At 57.5% G+C, this 25532-nt stretch carries 20 protein-coding genes; 6 read left to right on the top strand and 14 right to left on the bottom strand.

Annotated elements, in window-relative coordinates:
- Nucleotides 1-160: 160 nt before the first annotated feature.
- From mtaB to ypfJ, 3 genes are all read right to left on the bottom strand, one after another.
- Nucleotides 161-1429 carry a tRNA (N(6)-L-threonylcarbamoyladenosine(37)-C(2))-methylthiotransferase MtaB gene (mtaB, locus tag LA5095_RS12170; RefSeq protein WP_055115203.1) on the bottom strand — a complete coding sequence of 423 codons (1269 nt, stop codon included), beginning with the start codon at nucleotides 1427-1429 and terminating at the stop codon, nucleotides 161-163.
- Entirely contained in the window at nucleotides 1426-2334 is a 909-nt protein-coding gene (gene dapF / locus LA5095_RS12165) for a diaminopimelate epimerase (protein WP_055115201.1), read from the bottom strand. The genes mtaB and dapF overlap by 4 nt, the downstream gene beginning before the upstream one ends.
- 161 nt (nucleotides 2335-2495) lie before the next feature.
- Nucleotides 2496-3389 carry a KPN_02809 family neutral zinc metallopeptidase gene (gene ypfJ / locus LA5095_RS12160; RefSeq protein ID WP_055115199.1) on the bottom strand — a complete coding sequence of 298 codons (894 nt, stop codon included), beginning with the start codon at nucleotides 3387-3389 and terminating at the stop codon, nucleotides 2496-2498.
- 167 nt (nucleotides 3390-3556) lie between these two features.
- Between ypfJ and LA5095_RS12155 the strand changes: the two genes are divergently transcribed.
- On the top strand, nucleotides 3557-4036 hold the full coding sequence (locus LA5095_RS12155) for a hypothetical protein (protein WP_055115198.1): 480 nt from the start codon (nucleotides 3557-3559) through the stop codon (nucleotides 4034-4036).
- Between the two features lie 32 nt (nucleotides 4037-4068).
- Here LA5095_RS12155 and LA5095_RS12150 read toward each other — a convergent pair whose 3' ends face one another.
- Nucleotides 4069-4608 (bottom strand): L,D-transpeptidase family protein, encoded by a 540-nt coding sequence (locus LA5095_RS12150; protein ID WP_055115196.1) that lies wholly within the window; start codon nucleotides 4606-4608, stop codon nucleotides 4069-4071.
- Nucleotides 4609-4801: 193 nt separating this feature from the next.
- On the opposite strand from LA5095_RS12150, the gene LA5095_RS12145 reads away from it, so the two are divergent.
- Nucleotides 4802-5485, top strand: coding sequence for a response regulator transcription factor (locus tag LA5095_RS12145; RefSeq protein ID WP_029060743.1), 684 nt, complete (start codon nucleotides 4802-4804; stop codon nucleotides 5483-5485).
- Nucleotides 5486-5510: 25 nt separating this feature from the next.
- Nucleotides 5511-6020, top strand: coding sequence for a Crp/Fnr family transcriptional regulator (locus tag LA5095_RS12140; RefSeq protein WP_035898027.1), 510 nt, complete (start codon nucleotides 5511-5513; stop codon nucleotides 6018-6020).
- Between the two features lie 67 nt (nucleotides 6021-6087).
- On the opposite strand, the gene LA5095_RS12135 is transcribed toward LA5095_RS12140, so the two are convergent.
- From LA5095_RS12135 to LA5095_RS12125, 3 genes are all read right to left on the bottom strand, one after another.
- Complete coding sequence (locus LA5095_RS12135; protein ID WP_055115194.1) at nucleotides 6088-6540, bottom strand: thioesterase family protein; 453 nt, start codon at nucleotides 6538-6540, stop codon at nucleotides 6088-6090.
- 12 nt (nucleotides 6541-6552) lie between these two features.
- The gene (locus LA5095_RS12130; RefSeq protein ID WP_055115192.1) at nucleotides 6553-7596 is read right to left on the bottom strand and encodes a methyltransferase; all 1044 of its coding nucleotides are present in this window, start codon (nucleotides 7594-7596) and stop codon (nucleotides 6553-6555) included.
- Between the two features lie 301 nt (nucleotides 7597-7897).
- A complete protein-coding gene (locus LA5095_RS12125) occupies nucleotides 7898-8917 on the bottom strand; it encodes a GlxA family transcriptional regulator (RefSeq protein ID WP_055115190.1) in 1020 nt (339 codons plus the stop codon).
- 62 nt (nucleotides 8918-8979) lie between these two features.
- On the opposite strand from LA5095_RS12125, the gene LA5095_RS12120 reads away from it, so the two are divergent.
- The gene (locus LA5095_RS12120) at nucleotides 8980-10212 is read left to right on the top strand and encodes an MFS transporter (protein ID WP_055115188.1); all 1233 of its coding nucleotides are present in this window, start codon (nucleotides 8980-8982) and stop codon (nucleotides 10210-10212) included.
- Nucleotides 10213-10390: 178 nt separating this feature from the next.
- Here LA5095_RS12120 and leuD read toward each other — a convergent pair whose 3' ends face one another.
- The 3 genes from leuD to LA5095_RS12105 form a co-directional block, all read right to left on the bottom strand.
- Nucleotides 10391-10996, bottom strand: coding sequence for a 3-isopropylmalate dehydratase small subunit (gene leuD, locus LA5095_RS12115; RefSeq protein ID WP_055115185.1), 606 nt, complete (start codon nucleotides 10994-10996; stop codon nucleotides 10391-10393).
- A 52-nt stretch (nucleotides 10997-11048) separates the two neighbouring features.
- Entirely contained in the window at nucleotides 11049-11999 is a 951-nt protein-coding gene (argC, locus tag LA5095_RS12110) for an N-acetyl-gamma-glutamyl-phosphate reductase (protein ID WP_055115183.1), read from the bottom strand.
- A gap of 89 nt (nucleotides 12000-12088) precedes the next feature.
- A complete protein-coding gene (locus LA5095_RS12105) occupies nucleotides 12089-12655 on the bottom strand; it encodes a peroxidase-related enzyme (RefSeq protein WP_055115180.1) in 567 nt (188 codons plus the stop codon).
- A gap of 94 nt (nucleotides 12656-12749) precedes the next feature.
- On the opposite strand from LA5095_RS12105, the gene LA5095_RS12100 reads away from it, so the two are divergent.
- The gene (locus LA5095_RS12100; protein ID WP_055115178.1) at nucleotides 12750-17561 is read left to right on the top strand and encodes an NAD-glutamate dehydrogenase; all 4812 of its coding nucleotides are present in this window, start codon (nucleotides 12750-12752) and stop codon (nucleotides 17559-17561) included.
- Nucleotides 17562-17638: 77 nt separating this feature from the next.
- Nucleotides 17639-19018, top strand: coding sequence for an MFS transporter (locus LA5095_RS12095; protein WP_055115176.1), 1380 nt, complete (start codon nucleotides 17639-17641; stop codon nucleotides 19016-19018).
- A gap of 143 nt (nucleotides 19019-19161) precedes the next feature.
- Here LA5095_RS12095 and purH read toward each other — a convergent pair whose 3' ends face one another.
- The 4 genes from purH to htpX all read right to left on the bottom strand — a co-directional run bounded on the left by purH (nucleotide 19162) and on the right by htpX (nucleotide 25262).
- Nucleotides 19162-20778: a bifunctional phosphoribosylaminoimidazolecarboxamide formyltransferase/IMP cyclohydrolase gene (purH, locus tag LA5095_RS12090; protein WP_055115175.1), complete on the bottom strand. Its 1617-nt coding sequence runs from the start codon at nucleotides 20776-20778 to the stop codon at nucleotides 19162-19164.
- Nucleotides 20779-20874: 96 nt separating this feature from the next.
- A complete protein-coding gene (locus LA5095_RS12085) occupies nucleotides 20875-22632 on the bottom strand; it encodes a heparinase II/III family protein (protein ID WP_055115663.1) in 1758 nt (585 codons plus the stop codon).
- A gap of 150 nt (nucleotides 22633-22782) precedes the next feature.
- Nucleotides 22783-24147, bottom strand: a complete 1365-nt coding sequence (locus tag LA5095_RS12080; protein ID WP_208992647.1) for an RsmB/NOP family class I SAM-dependent RNA methyltransferase — start codon at nucleotides 24145-24147, stop codon at nucleotides 22783-22785.
- Nucleotides 24148-24299: 152 nt separating this feature from the next.
- Nucleotides 24300-25262: a zinc metalloprotease HtpX gene (htpX, locus tag LA5095_RS12075; RefSeq protein ID WP_055115169.1), complete on the bottom strand. Its 963-nt coding sequence runs from the start codon at nucleotides 25260-25262 to the stop codon at nucleotides 24300-24302.
- Nucleotides 25263-25532 lie beyond the last annotated feature (270 nt).

The raw sequence follows: 25532 nt of genomic DNA, 5'->3' as shown, positions 1-25532 counted from the left end.
TCGCACTCTTGAGCCACTGAACCTGCACCCAACAAACCCTGCCTCATCCTGAGAGGCAACGTAAAGCGCTTCCTCGCGAAGAGGTTGGTTGGTCAGTGTGAAACCGGCTTGAGTCATTCCGAAGGACAATCTGCTGAATTACTTGAGTTCGGGCACCCTGTCAGGCTGCCTTGGAAAGGGCGTCACCCAGAAGGTGCCGACCGGTATGACCGGTAATGCGGACATCTACGATCTCTCCGGCCTGTCCGCCGGCCAGTTCAACCTGCGTGAACTGTTCGGTGCGGCCAAGGCCCTCCTTTTCGATCAGGACCGGCCGATCCTTGCCGACTTCACAAGCCAGGTGCCTGGTCAGCACTTCTGCGCCCTTTGCCCGTAGACGAGCGCCGCGCTCCTTGACAACGCTGCGCTCCAGCTGCGGCATGCGCGCTGCCGGGGTCCCTGGTCGCGGTGAAAACGGAAACACATGCAGATGGGTCAGCCCGCACGCGTCGACGATGTCGAGAGAATTCCGGAACATCGCTTCCGTTTCCGTCGGAAATCCCGCGATGATGTCGGCACCGAAAACAACGTCCGGGCGCAGGTGCCGAACATCCTCGCAAAACCGGATCGTGTCGGCCCTGAGATGGCGGCGTTTCATCCTTTTCAGGATCATGTCGTCACCTGCCTGGAGCGACAGGTGAAAATGCGGCATCAGCCGTTCGTCTTCGGCAATCACCCGCATGAGATCGTCATCGGCTTCGATCGAATCGATGGAAGATAGGCGCAAGCGCTTCAGATCCGGCACCATCTTAAGGATTTTGGCCGTCAGCGTGCCGAGTTTCGGCGCACCGGGAAGGTCTGCACCATACGAAGTGATATCCACGCCTGTCAGCACGATTTCATTGTAACCGTTTTCCACCAGCCGCCTGATCTGGTCGATCACCACGCCCATCGGAACGGAGCGGGAATTTCCACGGCCATAGGGAATGATGCAGAAAGTGCAGCGATGATCGCAGCCGTTCTGGACCTGAACGAAGGCGCGTGCGCGCCCGGTCAGACCGTCGATCAGGTGACCCGCCGTTTCCTCAACGCTCATGATGTCGTTGACGCGAACCTTCTCGGTCTCCGAAATACCGAAAGCGACGACGTCCTGATAGGACTTGCGCTCCAGCTTTTCGGTGTTGCCGAGGACAAGATCGACCTCTTCCATGTCGGAAAAGGTCTCGGTTTCTGTCTGGGCGGCGCAGCCCGTGACAATCACACGCGCATTCGGGTGGTCGCGCTTGGCCCTTCGGACGGCCTGGCGTGCCTGGCGCACGGCTTCGTTTGTCACGGCACACGTGTTGATGAGGATCGCGTCCTGCAGGCCCGCAGCTTCCGCTTCGCGCTTCATCACCTCCGACTCATAGGAGTTCAGCCGGCAACCGAATGTGACGACATCGACGCTCATGAGACAGCTCCCGCCGCCGAAGCATCCCCGGAGCCGGTCTTGCGCCACTCCAGGGACTCCAGATCGACCTCTCCTTCGAACTCGATTTCGGTAAGACCGGTCATGAGCACATGGTCGTCGCTTTCGCGCCACTCGATCCCGATGGGACCGCCAGGCAGATGTACCGTTGTCCTGCGGCTGGTCTTGGTGTCGCGGGCTGCGGCGACGCCGACTGCGCAGGCAGCAGTCCCGCAGGCCAGCGTCAGGCCCACGCCCCGCTCCCAGACCTTCAGCCGGATCTGGTCTTCTTCAAAGACATGGGCGAGCGAAATATTGGCTCCCTCCGGGAATATCGGATGAAGTTCCAGCAGTGGTCCGAAGCGCTCCAGTTCGTAACCTTCGACATCGTCGACCCAGAAGATCGCGTGCGGATTACCCATGTTGACGGCCGCAGGCGTGTGCAGGACCGGATCGTCGATCGGACCGATCTGCAGTTCGATGGCGCGTGTATCGGCAAATTCCTCAGCGAGTGGAATTTCATCCCATCGAATCCTCGGCGGTCCCATATCGACCGTTACATTTCGCGGTCCGGGGCTGTCGAATGCATGCAGAAGTCCGGCGCCTGTTTCGATTGTCACGAGATCCTTGCCGATTTCCTCCATCAGCAGGCGTCCGATACAGCGGGTCGCATTGCCGCACGCGGAGACCTCGCCGCCATTCTGATTATGGATGCGCATGAAGGCATCAACGCCGAGCGAAGAGCGTTCAACCGTGATCATCTGGTCGAAGCCGATACCGCTTTCCCGGTCACCCAGCCTGGCGATCACGTCCGAAGAAAGGCGCAGCGGCTGTTCGCGCGCGTCCCAGACCACGAAATCGTTGCCGAGGCCATTCATCTTCAAAAAGGGTCTGGTTTCAGACGCCATGCCGGGTGTACTTCTTCCAAGGTGTTGAGAATGAGATCGGTTTGTCGCGATCACTTGACCCTATATGGCCGAAAACTCGAGAAATTACCAGTAGGAGGGGCTTTCGGAGCAGGCATGCGTCTACATGAGGTCAATGCGGAACACGCATTATTGCCGATCGGTCAGAGATTTTCCGCCTTGAAGGTGTCGCAGGCGTCAAGCTGACCGGCGTCGAAACCTCGCCGGAACCATCTGGCACGTTGTGCCGAAGTCCCGTGATTGAAACTCTCCGGAACCACATATCCCTGTGCCTGACGCTGCAGGGTGTCGTCACCAATGCGGCTTGCCGCGTTCAGCGCCTCCTCAATGTCGCCTTCCTCCACGAAACCCTGTTGCCGCGCCGCGAAGTGCGCCCAGATACCCGCATAACAGTCGGCCTGAAGCTCGACCCTGACCGATAGCGCGTTTGCTTCCGTCTTGCTGAGGGTTCGGCGGATCTTGTGAAACTCCGGAAGAATGCCGAGCACATTTTGGATGTGATGTCCGACCTCGTGGGCCAGCACGTAGGCCTGAGCGAAATCACCCGGCGCATTCAGCTGCCTGGCAAGCTGCTGGTAGAAGGAAAGGTCGATATAAAGCTTGTCGTCGGCCCCGCAATAAAACGGTCCGGTCGCCGCACTGGCATAGCCACAAGCTGAAGAAACCGACCCGGAGAAAAGTACCAGTGTGGGTTCCGGATAGTCGCCGCCAAGCCCGGAAAAGATCTCGCTCCAGGTGTTTTCCGTATCGGCGAGGATCACGGATACGAATTGTGCCGTTTCATCGTTGGCGGCAGAACGCGGTGCAGAAGTATCATATCCCGGTTCATAAGAGCCGCCGGCGTCGAGCTGGCTGAGAAGCGTCAACGGATTGACCCCCATCATCCACGCGATTCCGGCAATGACGACGAGACCCGTGAGACCGATGCCGCCTCCCGCACGAACACGCCTGCCGGCGGGGACCCGCATGCGCCGCCTTGGGCGCGACCCGCGTCTGTCGTCGATATTGCTGCTGCCGCGGCGGCCTTTCCAACGCATGATTGAGTATCCGTTCTGTCGATGACGCCCCTGAATACCAGACCGTGCCGGTAAGTTGCACGTAAAAGAGCATCCCGGAGCGCAACATTGTGATGGCAATTACAGCGGGAGGTCACAATCCGTGGAACAACAAGGCGCAGTAGAGCGGTAAATTGAGGATTTTTGAAATGCGCGATGTAACAGAACAAGAAGCCCAGCGATTGATAGCATTTGCAACAGAGCGGCTCGGACGCCAGGAAGGCAACGGCCAATGCTGGACACTGGTCAACAATGCCTTTGAAAATCTCGACTTTCACAAACCGTCGGCCATCTACAACTGGGGCCGTGAAGTGGAACAGTTGGCGAATGCCCGACCCGGCGATGTTTTTCAATTCAGCCGCTTCGAGGTGACGGTCCGTGTCGAAAATGACGGGGGTTACGAGGAGCGGACGGAATCGCGAGGCGCTCCACGGCACACGGCAATCCTGGAAAGCATTGACGAAAACGGCATTGCGACGTTCCTGGAATGCAACGTCTATGAAAATTTCAACGTCCAGCGGAACCGCTTCTATGTCAGGACAGCCGATCTGGAAAGTGGCGAGGGAGAACGCACGACCGTGCGTGTCAGTGGACGCTTCACCATTTATCGCCCGCAAAAATCGGAATAAACACGATCAATCCATGATCGCGTGACATCACGTCAGGCCGTGATCACCATACGCACATGCGCTCCCGCCTTTGCAAGCAGCAAGCGCATGTGCTCTGGCGAAACCGCCACACAACCTTCCGTCGGCGTGTAGGTCTCACGGGCGATATGAAAGAAGATTGCGCTGCCCTTGCCTCTCACGGCCGGGAACATGTTGCAGTTCAGGACGACGACAATGTCGTAGAGCCTGTCGTCGCGCCACATTTTCTCGTGGCTCGCGGGAAACGGCAGTGTGACAGGCCTGTTATAGAGCCGGTGTTCCGGATCATCACACCAACCGGATTTTGGCGTGAGCGGCTCAAGCTGCAAATTTGTTTGCGGCGGCCGTCCCCTGTCCGGCCTGTAATAGACGTGAAGGAGATCGAAAGAGCCCATTGGTGTACCGCCATCGCCTTCTTTTTTACGCATGACGATACCGGATCTCCCCAAGGCACACGGAACCGTGATCGGTCCAAGACGCAATATTCCCTTCGTCCCGTCGCGTGGCAGCGCACGTACCTCCAGTGTTTCCGCCGGTTTGCCGGACTTTGTCATCCCTGCTTGCCTCGCCCTGCAATATCCAAATCAACACTTTGATAAACCAGCCTTAAACCCCGCGTGAAGAAGAATTGACGAATGACTGCTTGTGCGGCGAGAATTTCCCACGCACATAGAGGCAGGAAACACGCATGTGTAGATTGCACAAGTTGGCGTGATCACCTTGAGACTTTTGGCGAGGACCGCACACATGACCGCCCGCACGATCTTGATAGTCGATGATGACAACGAACTGCGCGAAGCGCTGGTTGAACAACTTTCGCTTTATGACGAGTTTGAAACCATACAGGCGGATTCAGCCACATCCGGTATCGGCCTTGCCAAGGACGAACATGTTGACCTGCTGTTGATGGATGTCGGTCTGCCCGATATTGACGGGCGTGAAGCGGTAAAGCTTCTGCGCAAGAACGGCTTCAAGGCACCGATCATCATGCTGACCGGCCACGATGGTGACAGCGACACCATTCTCGGACTGGAAGCCGGCGCCAACGACTATGTCACCAAACCATTCAAGTTTGCCGTTCTCCTGGCCCGTGTACGCGCGCATCTGCGTCAGCACGAGCAGAGCGAGGACGCGACTTTTGCAATCGGCCGCTATTCCTTCCGTCCGGCCGCAAAGGTGATGCAGGACGATGGAGGCGCGAAGGTACGGCTCACGGAAAAGGAAACCTCCATTCTCAAGTTCCTCTACCGTGCAGGTGAAAAACCGGTCACCCGTGACGTTCTGCTGCATGAGGTCTGGGGATACAATTCAGGCGTCACCACCCATACCCTGGAAACGCATATTTACCGCCTGCGACAAAAAATCGAACGTGATCCGTCCAATGCAGAGCTTCTTGTCACAGAAGCCGGTGGATATAAGCTTGTGCCCTAACGGGTAATCAGCGTAAATCTTGGGCATGAGCCTTGCCCAAGACATTGCGATTCTCAAGCAAATCCCGATGCTCTCGGACTTTCAGGACGATCAGCTCCGCCTGCTCGCCTTCAGCGCCGAAAGCATGGATTACCACGACGGCCAGCGCCTCTTCGAGGAAGGGGAGCGGGCCGATGGCGGTCTGGTGATCACAAATGGCACCGTCAGCCTGCAGAAAAAGGGCGAAGACGGCTTTGACGAGGTCGAAAGGGTCGGTCAGGGCACCCTGCTCGGCCAGACCGCACTCCTGACTGAAAGCAAACGGCCTTGCCGTGCAGATGCGGTCGGAACGGTCAGCATCATCCGTATCCGCCGGGCACTGTTCAAGCGCATGATCCAGGAGTATCCGGAACTGGCACAGCGTCTGTTCGAGCAGCATTCCCTGAAGTATCGTGCCACAATCGCCGCCTTGCGTCCGATTGGTGACAAGATGGTGGAGCTGGAACAGCTCAATGCGGAGCGGCGGGTGCGCGATGATTCAAAGGCGAGCGAATAGGCACGGCTATTTCAGCCGCGCGCGCACCGCGATTTGAGGGCCTGATTTCCTTTTTGACCGGACACGCCTATTCCAATCGGCGCAATGCCCGTCCGACCCATTCAGGTGTCGGCTTCAAGAGCGCGTTGTGAAGACCTTCACGAATGACATCAGGAAATGCTGCGGACCTTTCTGCTTGAGTGTCGTAGTGCAGCAGCATGCATTCGAACGTTGCGCATTCGCGGGTCCCTGACCACATTGTATGCCCGACATGAAGTCGCTTGGTATCCACACCCAGTATTGCGGATTCAATTGACAGTGTCGCGGGTGCACGCACTTCTCCGACATACCGCAAATGGGTCTCCAGCGTGTATAACGCGCACCCGTTTTCCTCGAAATATTCGGTGCCAATGCCGAAATGGTCTTGCAGCTTCCAGGTCGCATTGCTGAAGGGCACAAGATAATAAGCCTCGTTCAGATGACCATAGGCGTCCAGCCAGTCGCTCTGGAGCGGCTCTTCGTGCAGGCGAAACGTTGCCATGAGGTCACCCGATCAGGAGGGTTTTTCAAAGACGACCAACTTGGTCATCGCGGGAATCAGGTTATCGACGTCAGCAACCTCGAATCCCTTTCTCTTGCCAGCTTCCGTCAGCCACCCGACAGAAAGCGAGCGAGCTTCGGGGGTGAAAGCCATGTGCTGCAATTGCCAGAGCGCTGCCAGCGCCGGGCCGCGCCGGTTCTCTTCGACCATGAAGTCGTGAACCATCAGCTTGCCGCCCGGAGAAAGCGTATCGAATGCCTTCTGCAAAAGCCCTTCCACGTCGTCGCCCGGAACGCCACTCATCAGGTAGGACATCAAGATGGCACTCTGGTTGCTTGGCCATTGGACTTCGATGGCGTTGCCGGGGATGTAGCGAACACGATCGACCAGATTTGCCTCGGAGATGAACCGCCAGCCGATTTCCGCGACATTCGGAAAATCAATGATCGTCGCGTGCAGATTTTCGTATTCATTGCACAGGCTGATCGTCATTGCGCCGGTTCCGCCACCGACGTCCAGCAAGGTGTCGGCACTGCTCAGATCCACTTTCCGTGCAAGTGTCTTGCCCGGACCGAGCGACCCTGCGTGCTGGCTTTCGGAATAGACCGACGCCTGTTCTTCGTCCGTCATCCAGTGGCTATAGGAGGCAATCGCATCTTCGGACAGATCGCCTTTCATCACAGCATTGAGCTGGAGCAGGAACGGATACATCTGCTGATCGATCTGATGACGCAGGTAGTCGCCGAAATCATACTGCGACTGTTTCGAAAGAAAGTTCTGTGCCGCCGGTGAATTCCAGATTTTCCTGTCATCACCGATGGCGAGAAGGCCAACGCTTGCAAGCGCAGTCGTCAGAATAACAATCCGATTTATCGGAATGCCGGTGGCCTTCGCCAGCTCTTCAGCCGATTTGGGCCCGTCTGCAAGTACCGAGAAGATATCAACGTGAAGCCCGGCAAACAGAGATTTGGACGCCATGAAACCGAATGCAATCGAAGAGAGGTCCTCCGCACTTTCGATTGTGTTTTCAGTCGCCACTGTATCTTGGGCCAGCATGCCGTGCTCTCTCTTCTGTCTTGGATGTTGTGGCGCAGAACATACACCTTCAATGCCGCAGCACAACATGGAGTGCGGCCTTGCCGGTGGTTTGGTGACTTCAATCCGAACCGCCTGCCTTCGGAAAAGACGAAGACGACGCTGATGAACGCGGCGGTTTACATTGATAATGCTCCACGTCGCATAGCGCGTTGGGGGGCATGCCGACGCGGATTTCGATGCCGAATACGATAAAGGCGAGCTGTCGGCCTTATCGTGCAGATGCTACGCCTCATACCGACGGCCAGGCCGAAATCCAGCGCTATTCCTGATTTTCGCCGAACATGTCGCGATACGAGAGCGGAGATACGCCAACGTGCCTCTGGAAGGCGCGCCGGAGGCGCTGTTCATCCAGAAAACCGGAATTGACGGCAATTTTCGCCAAGGGAAGATCGCGGCGCACAAGCGCTCGTTTGGCCGCATCGACGCGTATAAGCTCAACGGCCTTCGCTGGGGTCATTCCCGTTCTTGCCTTGTATTTACGTGAGAAGCTGCGGGGGCTCATCGCGAGTCTTTCCGCAAGTTTTGGAACGCTAAGATCGCTTTGCAGATGCCCAGCTATCCATGCATGGAGATCGGCAAACAGCCCCTCGGGCTCCGACGCCTGGATATTGAGTACGTCGCTGAACTGCGATTGTCCTCCCGGCCGCTTGAAAAAGACGACCAGAGACTGAGCAACCTGCATCGCCGCTTCGTGGCCCATATCTTCCTCGATCATCGCGAGCGCCAGATCGATGCCGGCCGTGACACCGGCAGAGGACCACATATTGCTGTTGCGCACAAAAAGCGGATCGCGTTTGACCTCGATGTCGGGAAAGCATCTCTGCAATTCGTCAACCTGACGCCAGTGGGTGGTTACACTTTTCCCGTTGATCAGACCGGCTGCAGCCGTGAGAAATGCGCCCATACAGGTCGACGCGATGCGTCGGCTACCGTTGGAAGCCTCCTTGATCCAATCGACAAGATCTTCCTGTTCCATCGCATCGAACACACCGTCACCACCGGCAACTATGAGTGTGTCGATGGGTTTGAAGGATGCTTTGTCCAGTGTGACCGTGCCCAGTTCCACCTGACAGTCCGTTATGATTGGACCACCTTCCGGTGACGCGACCACGACGTCATATGCGCGAACACCGTTTGCAACGTCGGTGTTGTTCGCACTTGAAAAGGCCTGCAGCGGGCCCGCGACATCCAGCAGCGTGACACCGGGATAGATCACAAATACGACGCGGCGAGGTTGCCGGTCTTCAGTGTCTTCGAGTTTGGCCGTTTTTGATCGCATATTGTCATTTATGCCAAAATCGCCCTCCTGTAAACCGGGTTCGGAAACAGGAGGACCCGGAATTGAAACCGGCACAACAAAACCGCACGGCAATTTTGACAATCGGATTGTCCTTCGTTGCCCTCGCCCTGGCATTTTCCGCAAGAGCGTCCCTGGGACTGGTGATACCTGTCCTTGAACTAGAACTCGACTGGTCGCGAAGCTTCACCTCGAGTGCGGCAGCCGTGGCGCTCCTCGTTATGGCGGTCATTGCGCCGTTCGGAGGGCGACTTGTCGATAAAAAGGGAGCACGGGCGATCCTGCTCGTCGGCCTCGGTGCTCTTGCCATCGGTTGCTTTCTCGTGGCGGCCACCACCGACCCGATTGTCTTCTTTCTGGCATTTAGCGGGATCGCCGCCGTCGGATTCGGACTGGTGGCCACTCATGTGGTCTCAACCGCGGTTGAACAGGAGGTCGAGACGAACCGGGGACTTGCGACCGGCTTCGCGACGTCGGGTTCAACGGGGGGACAGTTTGTCTTTGTACCGCTTCTGGCCATGCTGATCGGCACTTATGACTGGCGCATGGCATTTGTGGCCCTTGGACTGGGCGCTCTTGTCGTGATGTTCTGCATCTATCTCTGGTTCCCGCAAAACACGCGCAGAACAATGTTTTCCGCTGATCAGAAGGAATCGCAAAGCAGTCTGGGAGACGATCTCCTGAATATCCTGAAGCTGCCCACGTTTCAGATCCTGTTCTGGAGTTACTTCATCTGCGGCTACACAACGTCGGGTGTGATCGAAACGCATTTTTTGCCCTATGCAATATTTTGCGGCTTCGGCCCGGTTCCTTCAGCTTCCGCTTACGGTCTTCTGTCAGCCATAAACCTTGCCGGAATGATCCTGGCGGGATGGCTCTCGGACCGGATGAACAGACCGCTTCTTCTGGGTATCATCTATCTCATTCGCGGCTTCACCTTCATCATTCTGGTGAATGTGGGCACAAGCTTTGAGACGCTGATCTTTTTCTCGATCCTCTTTGGCCTGGTCGACTATTCGACCGTTCCGGTCACCGCAAGTCTTGTGGCATCTCATATTGGCAGAAGCGTCATGGGGCTGGCATTCGGGCTCATTTCCGCCGGCCATCAGGTTGGTGCTGCAGTCGGAGCCTATTTTGGCGGTGTCTTGTACGACATCTACGCTCAATACACCTGGGTTTGGTGGTCGTCTGTCTGTCTGGCCGTGTTCGCAGGTATTCTCGTGTTTTTGATAAAGGACAGACCGGCACTCCCTTCGGTTCAGGAAGCATTGCACTAGCAAGACCGAACTGATCGTTCGCAGCGCCGCGGACAATGACCTTGCCGTATTGGCGGTTCATCCGCCCGTCGCTCAAAAAAAGTCCCGCTTTACCGGACTGGAAGCGGGACAGAATAACCTGAAATCGCAATGGGATCGGGAGACCGGAAGCTAATCAGTTTCCGCTCGCCCGGATCGATCACACCCAGGGACGGCTTTCGCCCAGGTTTCCTTCGAATGTGTCGATCTGCTCGGCCTTCGCCATCGTCAGACCGATATCGTCAAGACCATTGATGAGGCAGTGCTTGCGGAAATGATCGATCTTGAACGCCACGTCCCCACTTTCCAGACCGCGGATCTCCTGATTTTCAAGATCAATGGTCAGCGTGAAGTTCGCGCCGCGCTCAGCTGCGTGAAGAAGGGTTTCCAACTCGTCCTCGGAGACCTCGATCGGCAATATGCCGTTCTTGAAGCAGTTGTTGTAGAAGATATCTGCAAAGGACGTGGAGATGACGCAGCGGATACCATGATCCAGAAGCGCCCAGGGGGCGTGTTCGCGGGAAGAACCGCATCCGAAGTTGTCACCTGCAATCAGGATCTTCGCATCGCGGTAAGCCGCCTTGTTCAGTACGAAATCGACGTTTTCAGAACCGTCGTCATTGGTCCGCATTTCGTGAAACAGCGCGGAACCGAGTCCGGTGCGCTTGATCGTCTTCAGAAATTGCTTCGGAATGATCATGTCGGTATCGATATTCACGATCGGCATGGGCGCCGCGACACCGGTCAGGGTTTCAAATTTTTCCATTGTTCTGTCTCCTGAAAGGTCAGTTCCGCTCGATCGCCCCGGGCCATCAGCCCTAGGCAGCAAGGCTTGTGGCCTGATCGACGCCGAGCATCAAGTTTAGGTTCTGGACCGCAGCGCCCGAGGCACCCTTGCCGAGGTTGTCGTAAACGGCAATGATCGCGGCCTGGGCGCGTGCATCATTTGCAAAGACATGAAGACGCAGCAGGTTGGTGTCATTGACGGCTTGCGGGTCCAGGAAATCGGCACGTTCCAGCGATTCAAGCGGTGCGACCTCGACAAACCCGTTGTCCGCGCCGGCAAAATGGTCTGCCAATGCGGCGTGAAGCTGCATGCCTGTCGGAGCCTGCGCCAATTCGGCCAGGTTCAGAGGCAACACGGTCAGCATGCCCTTGTAGTAGTTGCCGACGGACGGTGTAAAAAGCGGGGCCGAATCGAGCAGAGCATACTCGGTCATCTCCGGCAGGTGCTTGTGGTTGAAGCCGAGCGCATAGGGCGCAAAGACATTTGCGTCCGTCCCGCGCCCTTCGTAGTCGGCGATCATGCCCTTGCCGCCACCGGAATAACCCGACACCCCGTGATAGGACAGAGCAAAATCGGCAGGCAGAAGATCTGCGGCAACGAGCGGACGCACGGAAGCGATCAACCCCTGGGGCCAGCAACCCGGGTTGGCAACACGCATCGCCGCAGCAATGACGCCGCTCTGATCGGGATCCATTTCGGCGAATCCGTACGCCCAGCCCTCGGCGACCCTGTGTGCGCTCGACGCATCGATAACCCGGGTCGTATCATTTTCAATCAGGTCGACGCTTTCCCGTGCCGCCGCGTCGGGCAGGCAAAGAATCGCGACATCGGCCTTGTTGAGATAATCGGCCCGGGCCGCAGGGTCTTTTCTGCTTTCGTCCGGAATGGAGATCAGCTCCAGATCGCGGCGCATGGCGAGGCGCTCACGGATCTGCAGACCCGTCGTACCGGCTTCACCATCTATGAACACGCGCGCAACCATGGCCCGTTCCTCTCCTCTGGCTGAGTAAAATCGAATGCGTCATACACCCAATCGACGGTCTTGTCACCGATTGTGAGCGCGATCAGACCTCAACGAGCCCTTGAGTGATACTCATCATTGGGCCGCATGTCGGTCGCGGCCGCCACCCGGTTGCTCATGTTGAAGAAGCCGGCAACAGAGGCAATGTCCCAGATATCGCGGTCGCTGAACCCCGCATCGCGCAGGGCTTGTCGATCGCTTTCGAGGATTTCGGCAGGTCTTTCAGTCAGTTTCACCGCAAAATCCAGCATCGCACGCTGGCGCGCGTTCAATTCGGCAACACGGTAGTTCATGACCATCAGTTCCCCGAGGACCGGATCGCCCGATAATTCGCGTACAGCCGCGCCATGGGCGGTCAGGCAATAGAAACAACGGTTGACGGCGGATACCGCAACGGCAATCATCTCCCTCTCAAGCTTGGTGAGACCGCATTCCGCCAGCATGAGGTCGTTATACATGTCGGTGAATGCGCCCAACTTCGATTCATCAAAGGAATACGCTTTCAGCACATTGGGCACCAGACCCAGCTTTTCTTCGCACAAATCGAAATAAGCGAGTGTTTTTTCACTTAATGTTTCATTTGAATCGATATGCAAGGCGGTGACTTTACTTGACAATTTGCCTCTCCCGTCATGAAAACTTTTATGTCGCTGCAATACAAAATCACATCATGCGGCCGAGCCACAACAAAGATCGCCTAGGGGGAATGAAATGCCGGACAAACACGACGTCGAGAAAATCAAGCTCATCGACGCAGTCCACGCAGGCCTGAAAGAAAAAGACCCCGCCCTGGTGGAGTTCGCCAGCGCGTTTTTTGACCGGGCGGCAGCAGAGGATCTTGTCACCTACACGGCGGAGGAACTGTGTGGCTTCGTTGTGGATGCCTGGCAGGATTTCCAGAACCATGAATTGGGCACACACCGCGTTGGCATCACCGACCCGGCATCCTCAGGCAAAAATCCAAGAATCGACAATCTGACCGTCATCGAAATCGTAAATGACAACATGCCGTTCCTGGTTGATTCGGTAATGGACGAATTGCAGGGCAGCAAGCTGGAAATCCACCTTGTGCTGCATCCGATCTTCATTGTCGAGAGGGACGAAAAAGGCAAACTGCTTTCTGCCGTCGGCAGAAAGAAACCGGCAAAGCGCAAGGATCGGCAGGAGAGCCTGATCCACATTCACGTGACGCGCATCGATTCGGAAGAAGCACGCACCGCGCTCCGGGAACGGCTCGACAATGTCCTGAATTCGGTAAGATCGGTTGTCGACGACTTCAAACCGATGCAGGAGAGACTCGCCGAAGCGATCGACACTTTCAAGACCACGCAAATTCCGGGCAGCAGCGACGATCTCTGGGAGGCAATCCATTTCCTCGAGTGGATGGAAAACAACAACTTCATTTTCCTGGGAATGCGGGAATACAGGTTCGAGGGCGGAGTTGATGAAGGCGAGCTTTCACCTACCGAAGGAACTGGCCTCGGCCTGTTGACCGATCCGGATGTCCGCGTCTTGAGACGTGGATCCGAATTTGTGCAGATAACACCTGAAATCCGGGAATTCCTGAAGAATCCGGAGCCTCTCATCATCGCCAAGGCGAATGTCAGAAGCACCGTTCACCGGCGTGTGCACATGGATTACGTTGGCGCGAAGATTTACGACGATGATGGAAATCTGACGGGTGAATTGCGCATCGTCGGTTTGTTTGCCTCAACCGCCTATACCGAACCGACCAACACGATACCCTTTCTGCGGCGGAAAGTTGCCAGCGTATTGGCACGCGCCGGGTACGGGTCTGAAAGTCACTCCGGCCGCGCGCTGCGCAACGTGCTGGAGGCTTTCCCGCGCGACGAGCTGTTTCAGATCGAACGTGAGCGCCTGTTTGAATTTGCCATCGCAATCCTGCAACTGGACGAGCGCCCGCGAATCAGGGTGCTGTCCCGGCCGGACAAGTTTGACCGGTATGTCTCGATCATGGTGTTTGTGCCTCGTGACCGGTATTCAACCGAAATCAGGATCAATATCGGAACCTATCTTGCCTCGATATACGAGGGTCGCCTGTCCGCCTGGTATGTGACCTACATGGAAGGTCCCCTGGCGCGGGTTCACTATATTGTCGGGCGGGACAAGGGTGAAACGCCGAAACCGGAACAGGAAGAACTTGAGATTGCCGTCGCTGACATGGTGCGGACCTGGTCCGACAATGTCCGGGATGCCCTGAACAAGGAATTCCCGCCTGTCCAGGCGCGGCAGCTGGCCGAACGGTACGCCCTGTCGTTCCACGGAGGCTACAAGGAAGTCTATACTGCCCAGTCCGCCGTATCGGATATCGTCAAGCTCGAAACCCTGGCCGGGCTTGATGACACGACAATCTCGTTCCGCAGACCGTCAGGTTCGGAAAACAACCGCCTGTCCCTGAAGGTTTATCACTGCGGTTCACCCATACCCCTGTCCGCCCGCGTACCGCTGCTGGAGAACATGGGCTTCAAGGTCATCAACGAGCGAACCTACAGGGTGACACCGGCGGACAGGCCACTGTCCTACCTGCATGAAATGACACTCGAAAGCCACTCCGGAGACGACTTCAACCTGCCGCAGGAACTGGAATCCAGGCTTGAGGGCATGTTCATGGCCATCTGGAAAGGCAGTGCCGAAAACGACGGCTACAATCGCCTGGTCATGACCGCCGATCTTGCATGGCGAGATGTCGCTGTCGTCAGGGCATTGTCAAAATTTCTCCGCCAGGCCGGTATTCCGTTCTCGGAAGACTACATGTGGCGGACCCTGAACAATTATCCGCTGATCGCTGCAAAGCTGGTGGAACTTTTTCATCTGCGCTTCAATCCGGACGTCACCGCAAAGGACCGGGAATTGGGTTCAGACCGGCTCGCGGAAGAGCTGACAGCCGACCTCGAAGAGGTTTCCAGTCTCGATGATGACCGTATCCTGCGCCGGTTCCAGAATGTCATCAACTCGATCCTGCGCACGAATTTCTATCAGCTGGACAAGAGTGGACAGCTCAAACCCACTTTTGCTTTCAAGATCGAAAGTCCAAAGATCGAAGACCTGCCTCAGCCGCGGCCATATCGGGAAATCTTCGTCTACAGCCCCCGTGTAGAAGGAGTGCATTTACGTTTTGGCATGGTCGCCCGTGGCGGATTGCGCTGGTCGGACCGACCTCAGGATTTCCGGACGGAAGTGCTCGGCCTCGTCAAGGCACAACAGGTCAAGAATGCCGTTATCGTGCCTGTCGGCGCGAAAGGCGGTTTCGTACCGAAGCAGCTTCCTCCGATCAATGACAGGGAAGCCTGGTTCAAGGAGGGGACTGAAAGCTACAAGGTCTTCATCAACGCATTGCTCGATGTCACCGACAACCTGGATGAGGACAAGCTCATTCCACCGGATCGGGTGCAACGCTTCGACGGCGACGATCCCTATCTCGTTGTCGCAGCCGACAAGGGCACTGCGACGTTTTCCGATACGGCGAACGGGATATCGGAAGGGCGGCATTTCTGGCTCGGGGATGCTTTTGCCTCAGGCGGTTCCGCCGGCTATGACCACAAGAAAATGGGCATCACCGCACGCGGTGCCTGGGAAGCGGTCAAGCGTCACTTCCGTGAAATGAATCGGGACATTCAGACCGAACCCTTTACCGCGGCCGGTGTCGGTGACATGTCGGGTGATGTCTTTGGCAACGGAATGCTGCTCTCCAAGGCGACGAAACTTGTCGCGGCGTTCGATCACCGCGATATCTTCATTGATCCGGATCCTGACCCCGCCAAGACCTGGGACGAACGCAAACGGCTGTTCGACATGGGCCGATCCTCCTGGAAGGACTACAATACCGACCTGATCTCAAAGGGTGGCGGCATCTTCTCCCGGCAGCTGAAGTCCATTCCGCTGTCTGCTGAAATCCAGGAATTGATCGGCCTCGACAAATCCAGTGCGACACCCCAGGAAGTCATGATGGCTATCCTGCGGATGAATGTTGACCTTCTCTGGTTCGGTGGCATCGGGACCTATATCCGCGCAACCACGGAAAGCGATGCGGATGCCGGAGACAGGGCCAACGATCCGATCCGCATCACGGCACCGTTCGTTGGGGCAAAGGTAATCGGCGAGGGTGCCAACCTCGGCCTGACACAGCTGGCGCGCATCGAATTCAACAAGAAGGGTGGACGCTGTAATTCCGATGCGATCGACAATTCCGCGGGCGTGAATTCCTCGGATATGGAAGTCAACATCAAGATTGCGCTCGGTGCGGCGTGCAAGGCGCAGAAACTGTCTCTTGAAAACCGGAACGTGCTTCTCGCCGACATGACGGACGAGGTTGCCGATCTGGTTCTCAGGAACAACTATCTGCAAACGCTTGCGATTTCCATGATGGAACTGCGGGGCCAGGAAGACTTCGGTTTCCAGGTTCGCATGATGCGGCAACTGGAGCAGGCTGATCTGCTGGACCGGGAAGTCGAGCAACTGCCCGACGAGGCGATACTCAGGGAGATGCGCAAGGCCGGACAGCTCCTCACCCGCGCCGAACTTGGCGTCCTGCTGGCTTATGCCAAGATCACTCTCTATGACGCCCTGCTCGACAGCACCGTTCCGGACGATGCCTATCTGGCACGAGAACTGTTCCGCTATTTTCCCGACCAGATGGCGACAACATACCAGGACGAGATCGGGGGCCACCGTTTGCGCCGCGAAATCATTGCTACGATGCTGGCGAACTCGATGATCAACCGTGGCGGCGCGACATTCCTGACCCGGTTGATGGACCAGACAGGTGCGACTCCGACAGAAATCGCGCAAGGATTCGTCGCGGTCCGCAACAGTTTCGATCTCACCGACCTGAACACTGAAATCGATGCACTCGACACCAAGGTCGATGGTGATCTGCAACTTGATCTTTACACCGAGATCCAGTCGTTGCTGTTGGAGCGGGTGGTCTGGTTCAAGCGAAACGTCTCGTTCGACAACGGACTTTCCGCGGTTGTCGAGCGTTTCCGAACCGGTATTTCCGATCTGCGCAGCCGCCTGGAGTCCCTGGTGCCGGAAGAACCCGCTCGCCTCCTGAATCAGCGAGCAGCGGAGTTCGAGGCAAAGGGCGTTCCCCAGACGCTTGCACGCAGAATTGCCTGGCTTCTGGCCGAACAGGCAATCCCGGACATCGTCATTGTTTCTGAAGAAACCGGCGCCGATCTCGAGACCGCGGCAATGGCCTATTATCAGGTCGCCCATCATTTCAGGATCGGAAACATGCACGAGATGGCCAGCAACCTGGAAGTCCGCGATTACTATGACGGGCTGGCCCTCGACCGGGCACGCGCGATTCTCTTCTCGGCGCACAGGGCATTGGCGAGCGCGGCCATCAGGGCAGGTAATTTCGAGAACTGGCTGCAGGAACACGGGGGAGAAGCAGCCAACAGGCATCGTGCGGTCACGGAAATTCTCGACGGTGGCCTGAGCGTATCGAAATTCACCGTGGCGGCCGGACTGCTGGCGGAAATCTGCGGAACGGCTTAACGCGGCATGCAAGGTATGGCGTGACAAGGCCGGCAGTTTCCCTGCCGGCCTTTCGCAATTCGAGACAGGACAGCGTGATGGATACCGTCTCTGGTGGATCGACGATGAAAACAGATCCTCGCGCCGTACTCTCCTGGGCGCTTTACGACTGGGCAGCCCAGCCGTTTTTTACGCTGATCACAACATTCGTGTTTTCACCCTATTTCGCCTCCGTCCTGGCAGCAACGCCGGAAGAAGGTCAATCGCTTTGGGGGTTTGCCACTGCCGCGGCCGGTCTTGGTATCGCGATCATGGCGCCGATCCTCGGCTCTGTCGCTGACGCGACCGGACGCCGCAAGTTGTGGATCTTCGTGTTTTCAATCCCTTTTGTCATCAGTTGCTGGATGTTCTGGTACGCCGAGCCAGGCGGTTCGAACAGCATTGCCATTGCCCTTGTCGCCTTTGCGGTCGGCACGCTTTCCATCGAGATTGCGACAGTTTTCAACAATGCCATGATGCCTTCGCTCGTTCCTGCACCGCAGGTCGGCCGCCTGTCGAGCTTTGGCTGGGCGGCGGGATATGCGAGCGCGCTGATCACGCTTGCGATCGCGCTGCTGCTCTTTTCAGCCGATTCGCACACCGGAAAGACCCTTGCCGGGATCAGTCCGGTCCTCGGCCTGGACCCGGCAACACAGGAAGGCGACCGGGTGACCGGACCCTTCTCGGCTCTGTGGTACGCCCTGTTCGTCCTGCCGATGTTCTTCTTCGTGCCGGATGCATCCGCGAAAGAAAAATTCACGACAGCGATCCGCAAGGGGCTGTCGGAATTGCACGCAAGCCTCTCCCAGGCAAGGGCCAACCGGAATATCTTTCAATTCCTGATCGCCAACATGATTTTCAAGGACGGTCTGGTCGCGCTTTTTGCCTTTGGCGGCATCTATTCCGCTGGCCAACTCGGCTGGGGGTCCATCGAAATCGGCATCTTCGGCATCATTGTCATTATCACCGGAATACTCGGACTTCTTCTGGCAGGGCCGATGGACGACCGTTTGGGCGCCTGGCCCGTGATTATATTCTCGCTCGTCATCCTCATGATCTGCGGCCTTGGTATGGTCTCGATCGACAAGACGACGGTATTCTTCATCATCAAGACGCAGGCTGCGCCGGAAGGCGCTCAATTCGCCTCGCTCCCCGAGCAGGTGTTCATCGGGCTTGGCGCCGTGATCGGCTCCGTAGCCGGCCCGTTGCAGGCTTCCTCGCGCAGTCTGCTGATACGGCTGGCCCCGAGGGAACACATGTCCCAGTATTTCGGTCTGCTGGCCTTATCAGGCAAGGTCACGAGTTTCATGGCGCCGCTCGCGGTCGGGATTGTCACTGCCCTGACCGGCAGTCAGGCCGGTGGCATGTCGGTGGTTCTCGTCTTCTTCGCCGTCGGACTGGTGTTGATGTGGGGAGTAAAGGAGCAGCGCGCCGGGTAGTTCCGGCACGCTTCTATGTCTTGATCGGGTTTTGCGATCAATCGATCCGGCTGACGCGCCGACTTACGCCGGGTTGCCTCGATTTCGTCATTTGTGACAGCAAAATCAATCCGTTGGATCGGCAGGTTTCAATCACTGACACATTAGTGACGAAAGTGGCGCATACCCGTCATCACCATCGCAAGTCCAGCCTCATCCGCAGCAGCGATCACGTCGTCGTCGCGCATGGAACCGCCTGGCTGAATGACCGCTGTGGCCCCGGCCTCGGCGGCCGACAGCAATCCGTCTGCAAAGGGGAAAAAGGCATCGGACGCCACAACGCATCCCTTGGTCAGAGGCTCGCTCAGGCCAGCAGCTTCCGTTGCGTCCAAAGCCTTTCTTGCAGCGATCCGGGCTGAGTCCACGCGGCTCATCTGGCCTGCACCAACTCCCACCGTCGCGCCATCCCTGGCATAAACGATCGCGTTGGATTTCACGTGTTTGGCCACACGGAAGGCAAATTTGAGATCGGCAAGCTCCTGCTCACTCGGAGCGCGCCTGGTCACGATTTTAAGGTCGAGATCGTCAATGACCCCATTGTCACGGGACTGGACAAGCAGCCCGCCGGCCACCGACTTGACAAAAAGGCCGCTGGCGCGCGCGTTCGCCAGTCCACCGGTGACCAGAAGTCGCAGGTTTTTCTTCGACGCGATGATCTCCCGTGCCGCGTCGTCCGCATCCGGGGCAATGATCACTTCGGTGAAAACCTTGACAATCTCCTCCGCTGCCTCGGCGTCGAGAACCTGGTTGAGGGCGACAATACCGCCAAAAGCGGATACCGGGTCGCAGCGCAGGGCGTTTTCATACGCTTGCTTCAGGCTTGCACCTTCGGCGACACCGCAAGGATTGGCATGCTTGATAATCGCTACCGCGCTGGTGCGATCCGGATCAAATTCGCTGACAAGTTCAAAGGCCGCGTCGGTGTCGTTGATATTGTTGTAGGACAGCGTCTTGCCCTGCAACTGACTTGCGGTCGCGACGCCGGGACGCTTCTCACCTGTTTTGTAGAAGCCGGCCGTCTGATGCGGGTTCTCGCCGTAGCGCATGACTTCCGCCAGCGCGCCCCCGACGGCCCTGTGTGCCGGGGTCGCCTCATCAAGCTGCTCTGCTATCCAGTTTGAAACCGCGGCATCATAGGCGGCCGTGCGTGCAAATGCCTTCAGCGCAAGCTTTTTGCGAAGGGCGATCGGCGACTTGCCCTCGTTGGCATCGAGTTCCGCGATCACGGCATCATAATCGGCAGGATCGGTCACGACCGTGACGTAGGCGTGGTTCTTTGCAGCGGCGCGGGTCATGGCCGGTCCGCCGATATCGATGTTTTCTATCCCCGTTGCATAATCGGCATTCGACGCCACAACGTCCTCAAACGGATAGAGGTTTCCGCAGAAAAGGTCGATACCGGCAATATCGTGTTCCCGCATGGCAGCCTGATGATCCTGATCGTCGCGGATCGAGAGAAGACCACCATGTACCATCGGATGCAGCGTCTTGACCCTGCCATCCATGATCTCCGGAAACCCGGTGACTTCAGAAATGTCCAGAACCTCAAGCCCCGCGTCCTTCAGGGTCTTGTATGACCCGCCCGTTGAGACCAGTTCGACACCGCGGTCAGACAGAGCCCTGGCGAAATCCACCAATCCGGTCTTGTCGAATACAGATAGAAGCGCACGTTTGACGGACACCAGTTCGGGAATCGGAACGGCTTTGGACACAATGGCCATGAGTTTGCCTCGCAAGTGGGAACGATCGGGGAGTTCGACGTCGCCCTAACACGTCTTCAGGCAAATCGGAAGGTACTTGGTTGTCCGGATGCCACCCTATTCTTCGAGCGGCAGTTCATCCAGTTCGTCAAACTCGGTTGTTCCGCGCCGGCTGAGTTTTGCCGTCGCCGTCTTGCGGAATTGCCAGCCAACCGACGGCGCCTCGAGCAGCGATCCGGTGACCACGATCTGGTCCGTCTTCCTGTGGCCGAAGACATCGGACAGGTAGATGCTCTCTTCCAGGGACAATTCGCTGCCCGGCGCCTCGAATTCCCACGCTTCTCCGCTGCGGCAGACCATCAGAACGGCAGACCCGCTGCGCAAGAGGGACGTGCGAAGCCCCGGATGAAGGTGAAACCGAAGCGCATAGTGATGCTCCGCGTCGACGGGCCCTACTGCCCGCAAGGTGTCGATGCCGTCGAGCACGGTCCCATCCCCCGAAAGCCGCAGGTCACGCTCGTGGATGACATTGAATTCCGACGCGTAGCCATCATGGGAGGCCGTGATGCGGCTGCCCGCCTTGTCGTCTTCACGGTCAACGTCGACCGAAGACGGGCCAGACAGAATGGGCGCGCCAAGAAGGCGCCCAAAAGGTCTTTCCGACAGGAAACGGCACGAAGAGGTGTCTTCGACGGTCGCTGTCGAATGCGCCGCAGTCGATCTGCTGACCTTGCGCCAGAGAGGATTGGACTTCGGTGAGACACCGCAATTGACGACGATCCTGTTTGTTCCGGAAGAAAACTCGAAGGACAGGCAGCCGGCATGGGCGTCGCCTGAAACGCCGAGTGCGGGTACCGCACCCGTATCGATCAGAACCACCGAGTTCGCTCCGCCAAGGCGCTGATAGCCTGAGTGGGGCGCATTTACCGGGGGCGCACCCCTGGCGTCGTCATAAGCAAGGATGGTCGCAACCAGGTCACTCGGTGTCGACCCCATGCCGTTGAAATGGGCGAGCGAACCATCGCCATGGCGGAAAAACCGCAGCAACGGCATCATGCGATCGACGGATTGCAGCATCGCAGGCGGCATTTCCAGACCCTGCGAGACAAAAGCCTGCCGGACGGGCAGCAGGTCCGCGAGGATGTCGATAAGTGCCCGGGGGTTGCGTGAGATGTGTCCGCCATCCGGGAGTATCTGACGTGTCAGTTCGTGCTCGAGCCGGCGGATGCTCTGCCGAGCAAACCGACCCTGACCTGCCATGGAAATGCAAGCCGAGGCTACCGCCAGCGATGCCCGAAGCCGTACAACCCCGTCTTCGGTCTCGTTGATTGTCTGCCGCAGGTAACGGACCTGTCTCGACAGAGACTTCACGAAGCTGCGGTAAAATTCGTGGTCACCGTCCTGGAGAATGAAGGGCGAATGGGCCAGCCAGGACAAAATTCTCTGTGTCACGACCGGTGCTTCCCAGCCGATGACATGCCGCCGTCCGCAATACTTCATCCAGTCCTGAACCAGAACACGGGCGTTCTGGCGCGCAATCTGACTGTCGGACGCGCGCAGATCCCGCAGCCAGCCAAAGCTGTGCAGTTCGCGTTGCCAATCCTCGTGGACTGCATCCAGCTCGAAAGGTGAGCGACCCTGGGTCTCCACCAGATGGCCTGAAAACAGAAAGCGGCCGCCGTAAATGTCGGCCGCATTGGTTTCGTCAGCCGTTCGAAGATCCTGCGGCGCGATCAGCAGGCGTGATGGCACAGCCGAAAACGGCTGCATGCGGAAGATTGGTCCGCCATGCATCCATTTCAGGGTACGGTGCCAGATATGCAGGGCCACAAGACGCCAGATTCGGCTTCTTTCGTTGAGGCTTGCAATATTCACCAAACCATCCCCGATGCTGATGGTTTACGCGCTACTATTGTGAATTCTCCGGTTCTCAAGAGCGTCACTAGTGCTCTTCAAATCTGAAACAGACCATTAAGGTTAGCATTTCATTGATATAAACATTGCAAATGAACGGTTTAAGCTACGTTAAGAACGCCTGAATCTCGCGGCAAAGAAGCCATCCATACCGATTGATTCAGCTGTCGGGTCTGCAGCGTGACTGGGCAGGCAGCGCAGGTATCCTTCACCTGTAACGCACTGATGGAGACCACCAATTTCGTCGGATCCGATCGGTATCAGGCGGATGTATTCCGCGTGCCGTTGCAGAAATGCAGCAACCTGCCCTTCTCCTTCTGCTGGCTCCAGCGAACACGTGCAATAGACGATCAACCCGCCCGGCTTGACCCAGGGAAGCACCCTGTCGAGCAGATCCCGCTGAATTTCGGTCAGTTTCTCGACATCATACGGCGACTTGATCCAGGCGACGTCCGGGTGGCGCCGGATTGTCCCGGTGGCACTGCAGGGAGCGTCCAGCAGGACAGCGTCAAACGGGTCGTCCGGTTCGAATTCCCGGAGGTCGGATACAATCGTCTCCACGTCGAAGCCCAACCGGGTCATGTTCTCTTCAAGCCGTCTGAGGCGGCCTTTGCTGATGTCGACAGCCGTCACATGCGCCCCCGCCGCTGCGAGTTGCGCCGTCTTGCCGCCCGGCGCTGCACAAAGATCGGCAACCCTGAGGCCCTGAATGTCGCCGAGCAGCCGGGCCGGTAGTGCCGCAGCCGCGTCCTGAACCCACCAGGAGCCTTCTTCAAATCCGTCAAGGGAGTCTACGGCTCCCTTGCGAACCAACCTTACGCTTCCATTGCCGACAACGCGACCCTCCAGCTTGTCCGCCCAGTTTTCCGGGTCGGATTTCACCGTCAGGTCAAGCGCCGCCTCCGACTGGTGCGATCGTGCAATTGCCCGGGCGCCCTCTGCACCATAGGCATCTTGCCAGCTGTCCCAGAGCCAGTCCGGTGTGTTCACCTTCTCTGCATCGATATCGGACGTGATCTCTTCCTTCTCCCGCCCGAGACGCCGCAATACACCGTTCACGAGACCCTTGTAGGGACGCGCCCTGCGATCCAGTCCCGCATGGTCGACGGCCAGCGAAACGGCAGCACGGTCCGGAACATCAAGGAACAGCATCTGCGCTATCGCCACATGGAGAATGTCCAGAATCCTGCCCGTTTTCTCGGGGATCGGACGGTCCAGCAATCGATCGAGAATTTCCGTGATCTCGCCCCGATGGCGCAATGCGGCCCCTATTATGGCGCGAACCAGCGACCGGTCATTGCCGGCAAGAGCGCGAAAACCCGAATGGCCGGATCCTGCCTCGAGTTCTCCATCGAGGGGCCGTTTCTTGTGAACGACATTCCCCAGGATATCGGCCGCGACCTTTCGGGCGGCAAATCCCGGCTTTTCGGGTCGGTCAGTTTCCTTTGGGCCGGGCTGTCCGGATTTTTTACTCAAGCGACTATTCAAGGAATGTTCCTGTCTGGAGCCGCGTCCTGGCGGCGAAAGGCAAGCGCCGCAGACCGGATGACCGGCTGCGGCGCAATGGTTTTACCCTATTCCTTCCGGGTCAGTCAGAAAAGGTGTTTTTGAGCATCGGTGATCACGTTCTAGCCCCAAGGCCCCTTCGGGCGGTGTGGCTCGCTGGTGCCAGGCCGGCTGCCCATTCCTGCCCAAGGCCCTGAACCTGGCGCGGAACCGGCACTGCCATACGAGGCCCGTCCGCCGGTTCCCAGTCCTCCATCGGACAACTTGCGCAACTCATCAATCCGGTTCTGCGTGTTTGGGTGCGTGGAAAACAGATTATCCATCCGCTCTCCGGACAGCGGGTTCATGATGAACATGTGTGCCGTCGCCGGATTGGCTTCCGCGTCGGGGTTGTGGATACGCTCGACGCCGCCGGCGATCTTGCCGAGGGCAGAAGCCAGCCACATCGGTTCACCACAGATTCGGGCACCCATCCGGTCGGCTGCATATTCGCGTGTCCGCGAGATCGCCATCTGCACGACCATGGCTGCCATCGGCGCCACGATCATCATCAGGAGCATTCCGACGATGCCGAGCGGGTTGTTACGGTTTCCGCCGAAAAAGAACGCAAAATTGGCCAGCATCGAGATAGCCCCGGCGATCGTCGCCGTGATCGTCATGATCAGCGTGTCGTGGTTCTTCACATGTGCGAGTTCGTGCGCCATCACGCCGGCCACCTCTTCAGGTGTCAGCATGTTCAGCAGTCCGGTCGTTGCTGCAACAGCCGCATTTTGCGGATTTCGTCCAGTGGCAAAGGCATTTGGCTGCGGATTGTTGATGATATAGACCTTGGGCATCGGTAGATCGGCATTTTGTGCCAGCCGCTGAACCATGCGGTAAAAGTCAGGCATCGACCGCTCGTCCACTTCCTGCGCGTGATGCATGCGCAGAACCATCTTGTCCGCATTCCAATAGCTGAAAACATTCATGGCCGCAGCAATCGCCAGGGCAATCAGCATGCCCGACTGTCCACCGATCATGAAGCCGATTCCCATAAAGAGGGCGGTCATCCCCGCCAACAGCATTGCCGTACGAATGTAGTTCATTAGTGCCTGTGTCCGTTTCCTGTCCTTTTGTCACCGGCGCGCATTGGCGCCGATCAAGTCAAAATCCTGACTGAAGATGGGTATTGAAGTCAGGCTTGGCAAGTTGCGCAACAAGAGCCTTACAAAGACGTAATCCATGGAGACACGCAGGTTCCGTGACTGATTTCCTTGTCACAAAGGCACAACGCTTATTGCGACGAGATCGGGGTGGCAAAAGTCTATTGGGCACGGCCGGACGTTTCGTCTGATTTTTTCAATCAACTTTCAATT

This window comes from Roseibium album, assembly GCF_001404515.1.
GTDB lineage: Bacteria > Pseudomonadota > Alphaproteobacteria > Rhizobiales > Stappiaceae > Roseibium > Roseibium album.
The sequence above is the reverse complement of the archived record's forward strand: the minus strand, read 5'-3'. Positions and strand labels throughout refer to the sequence as shown.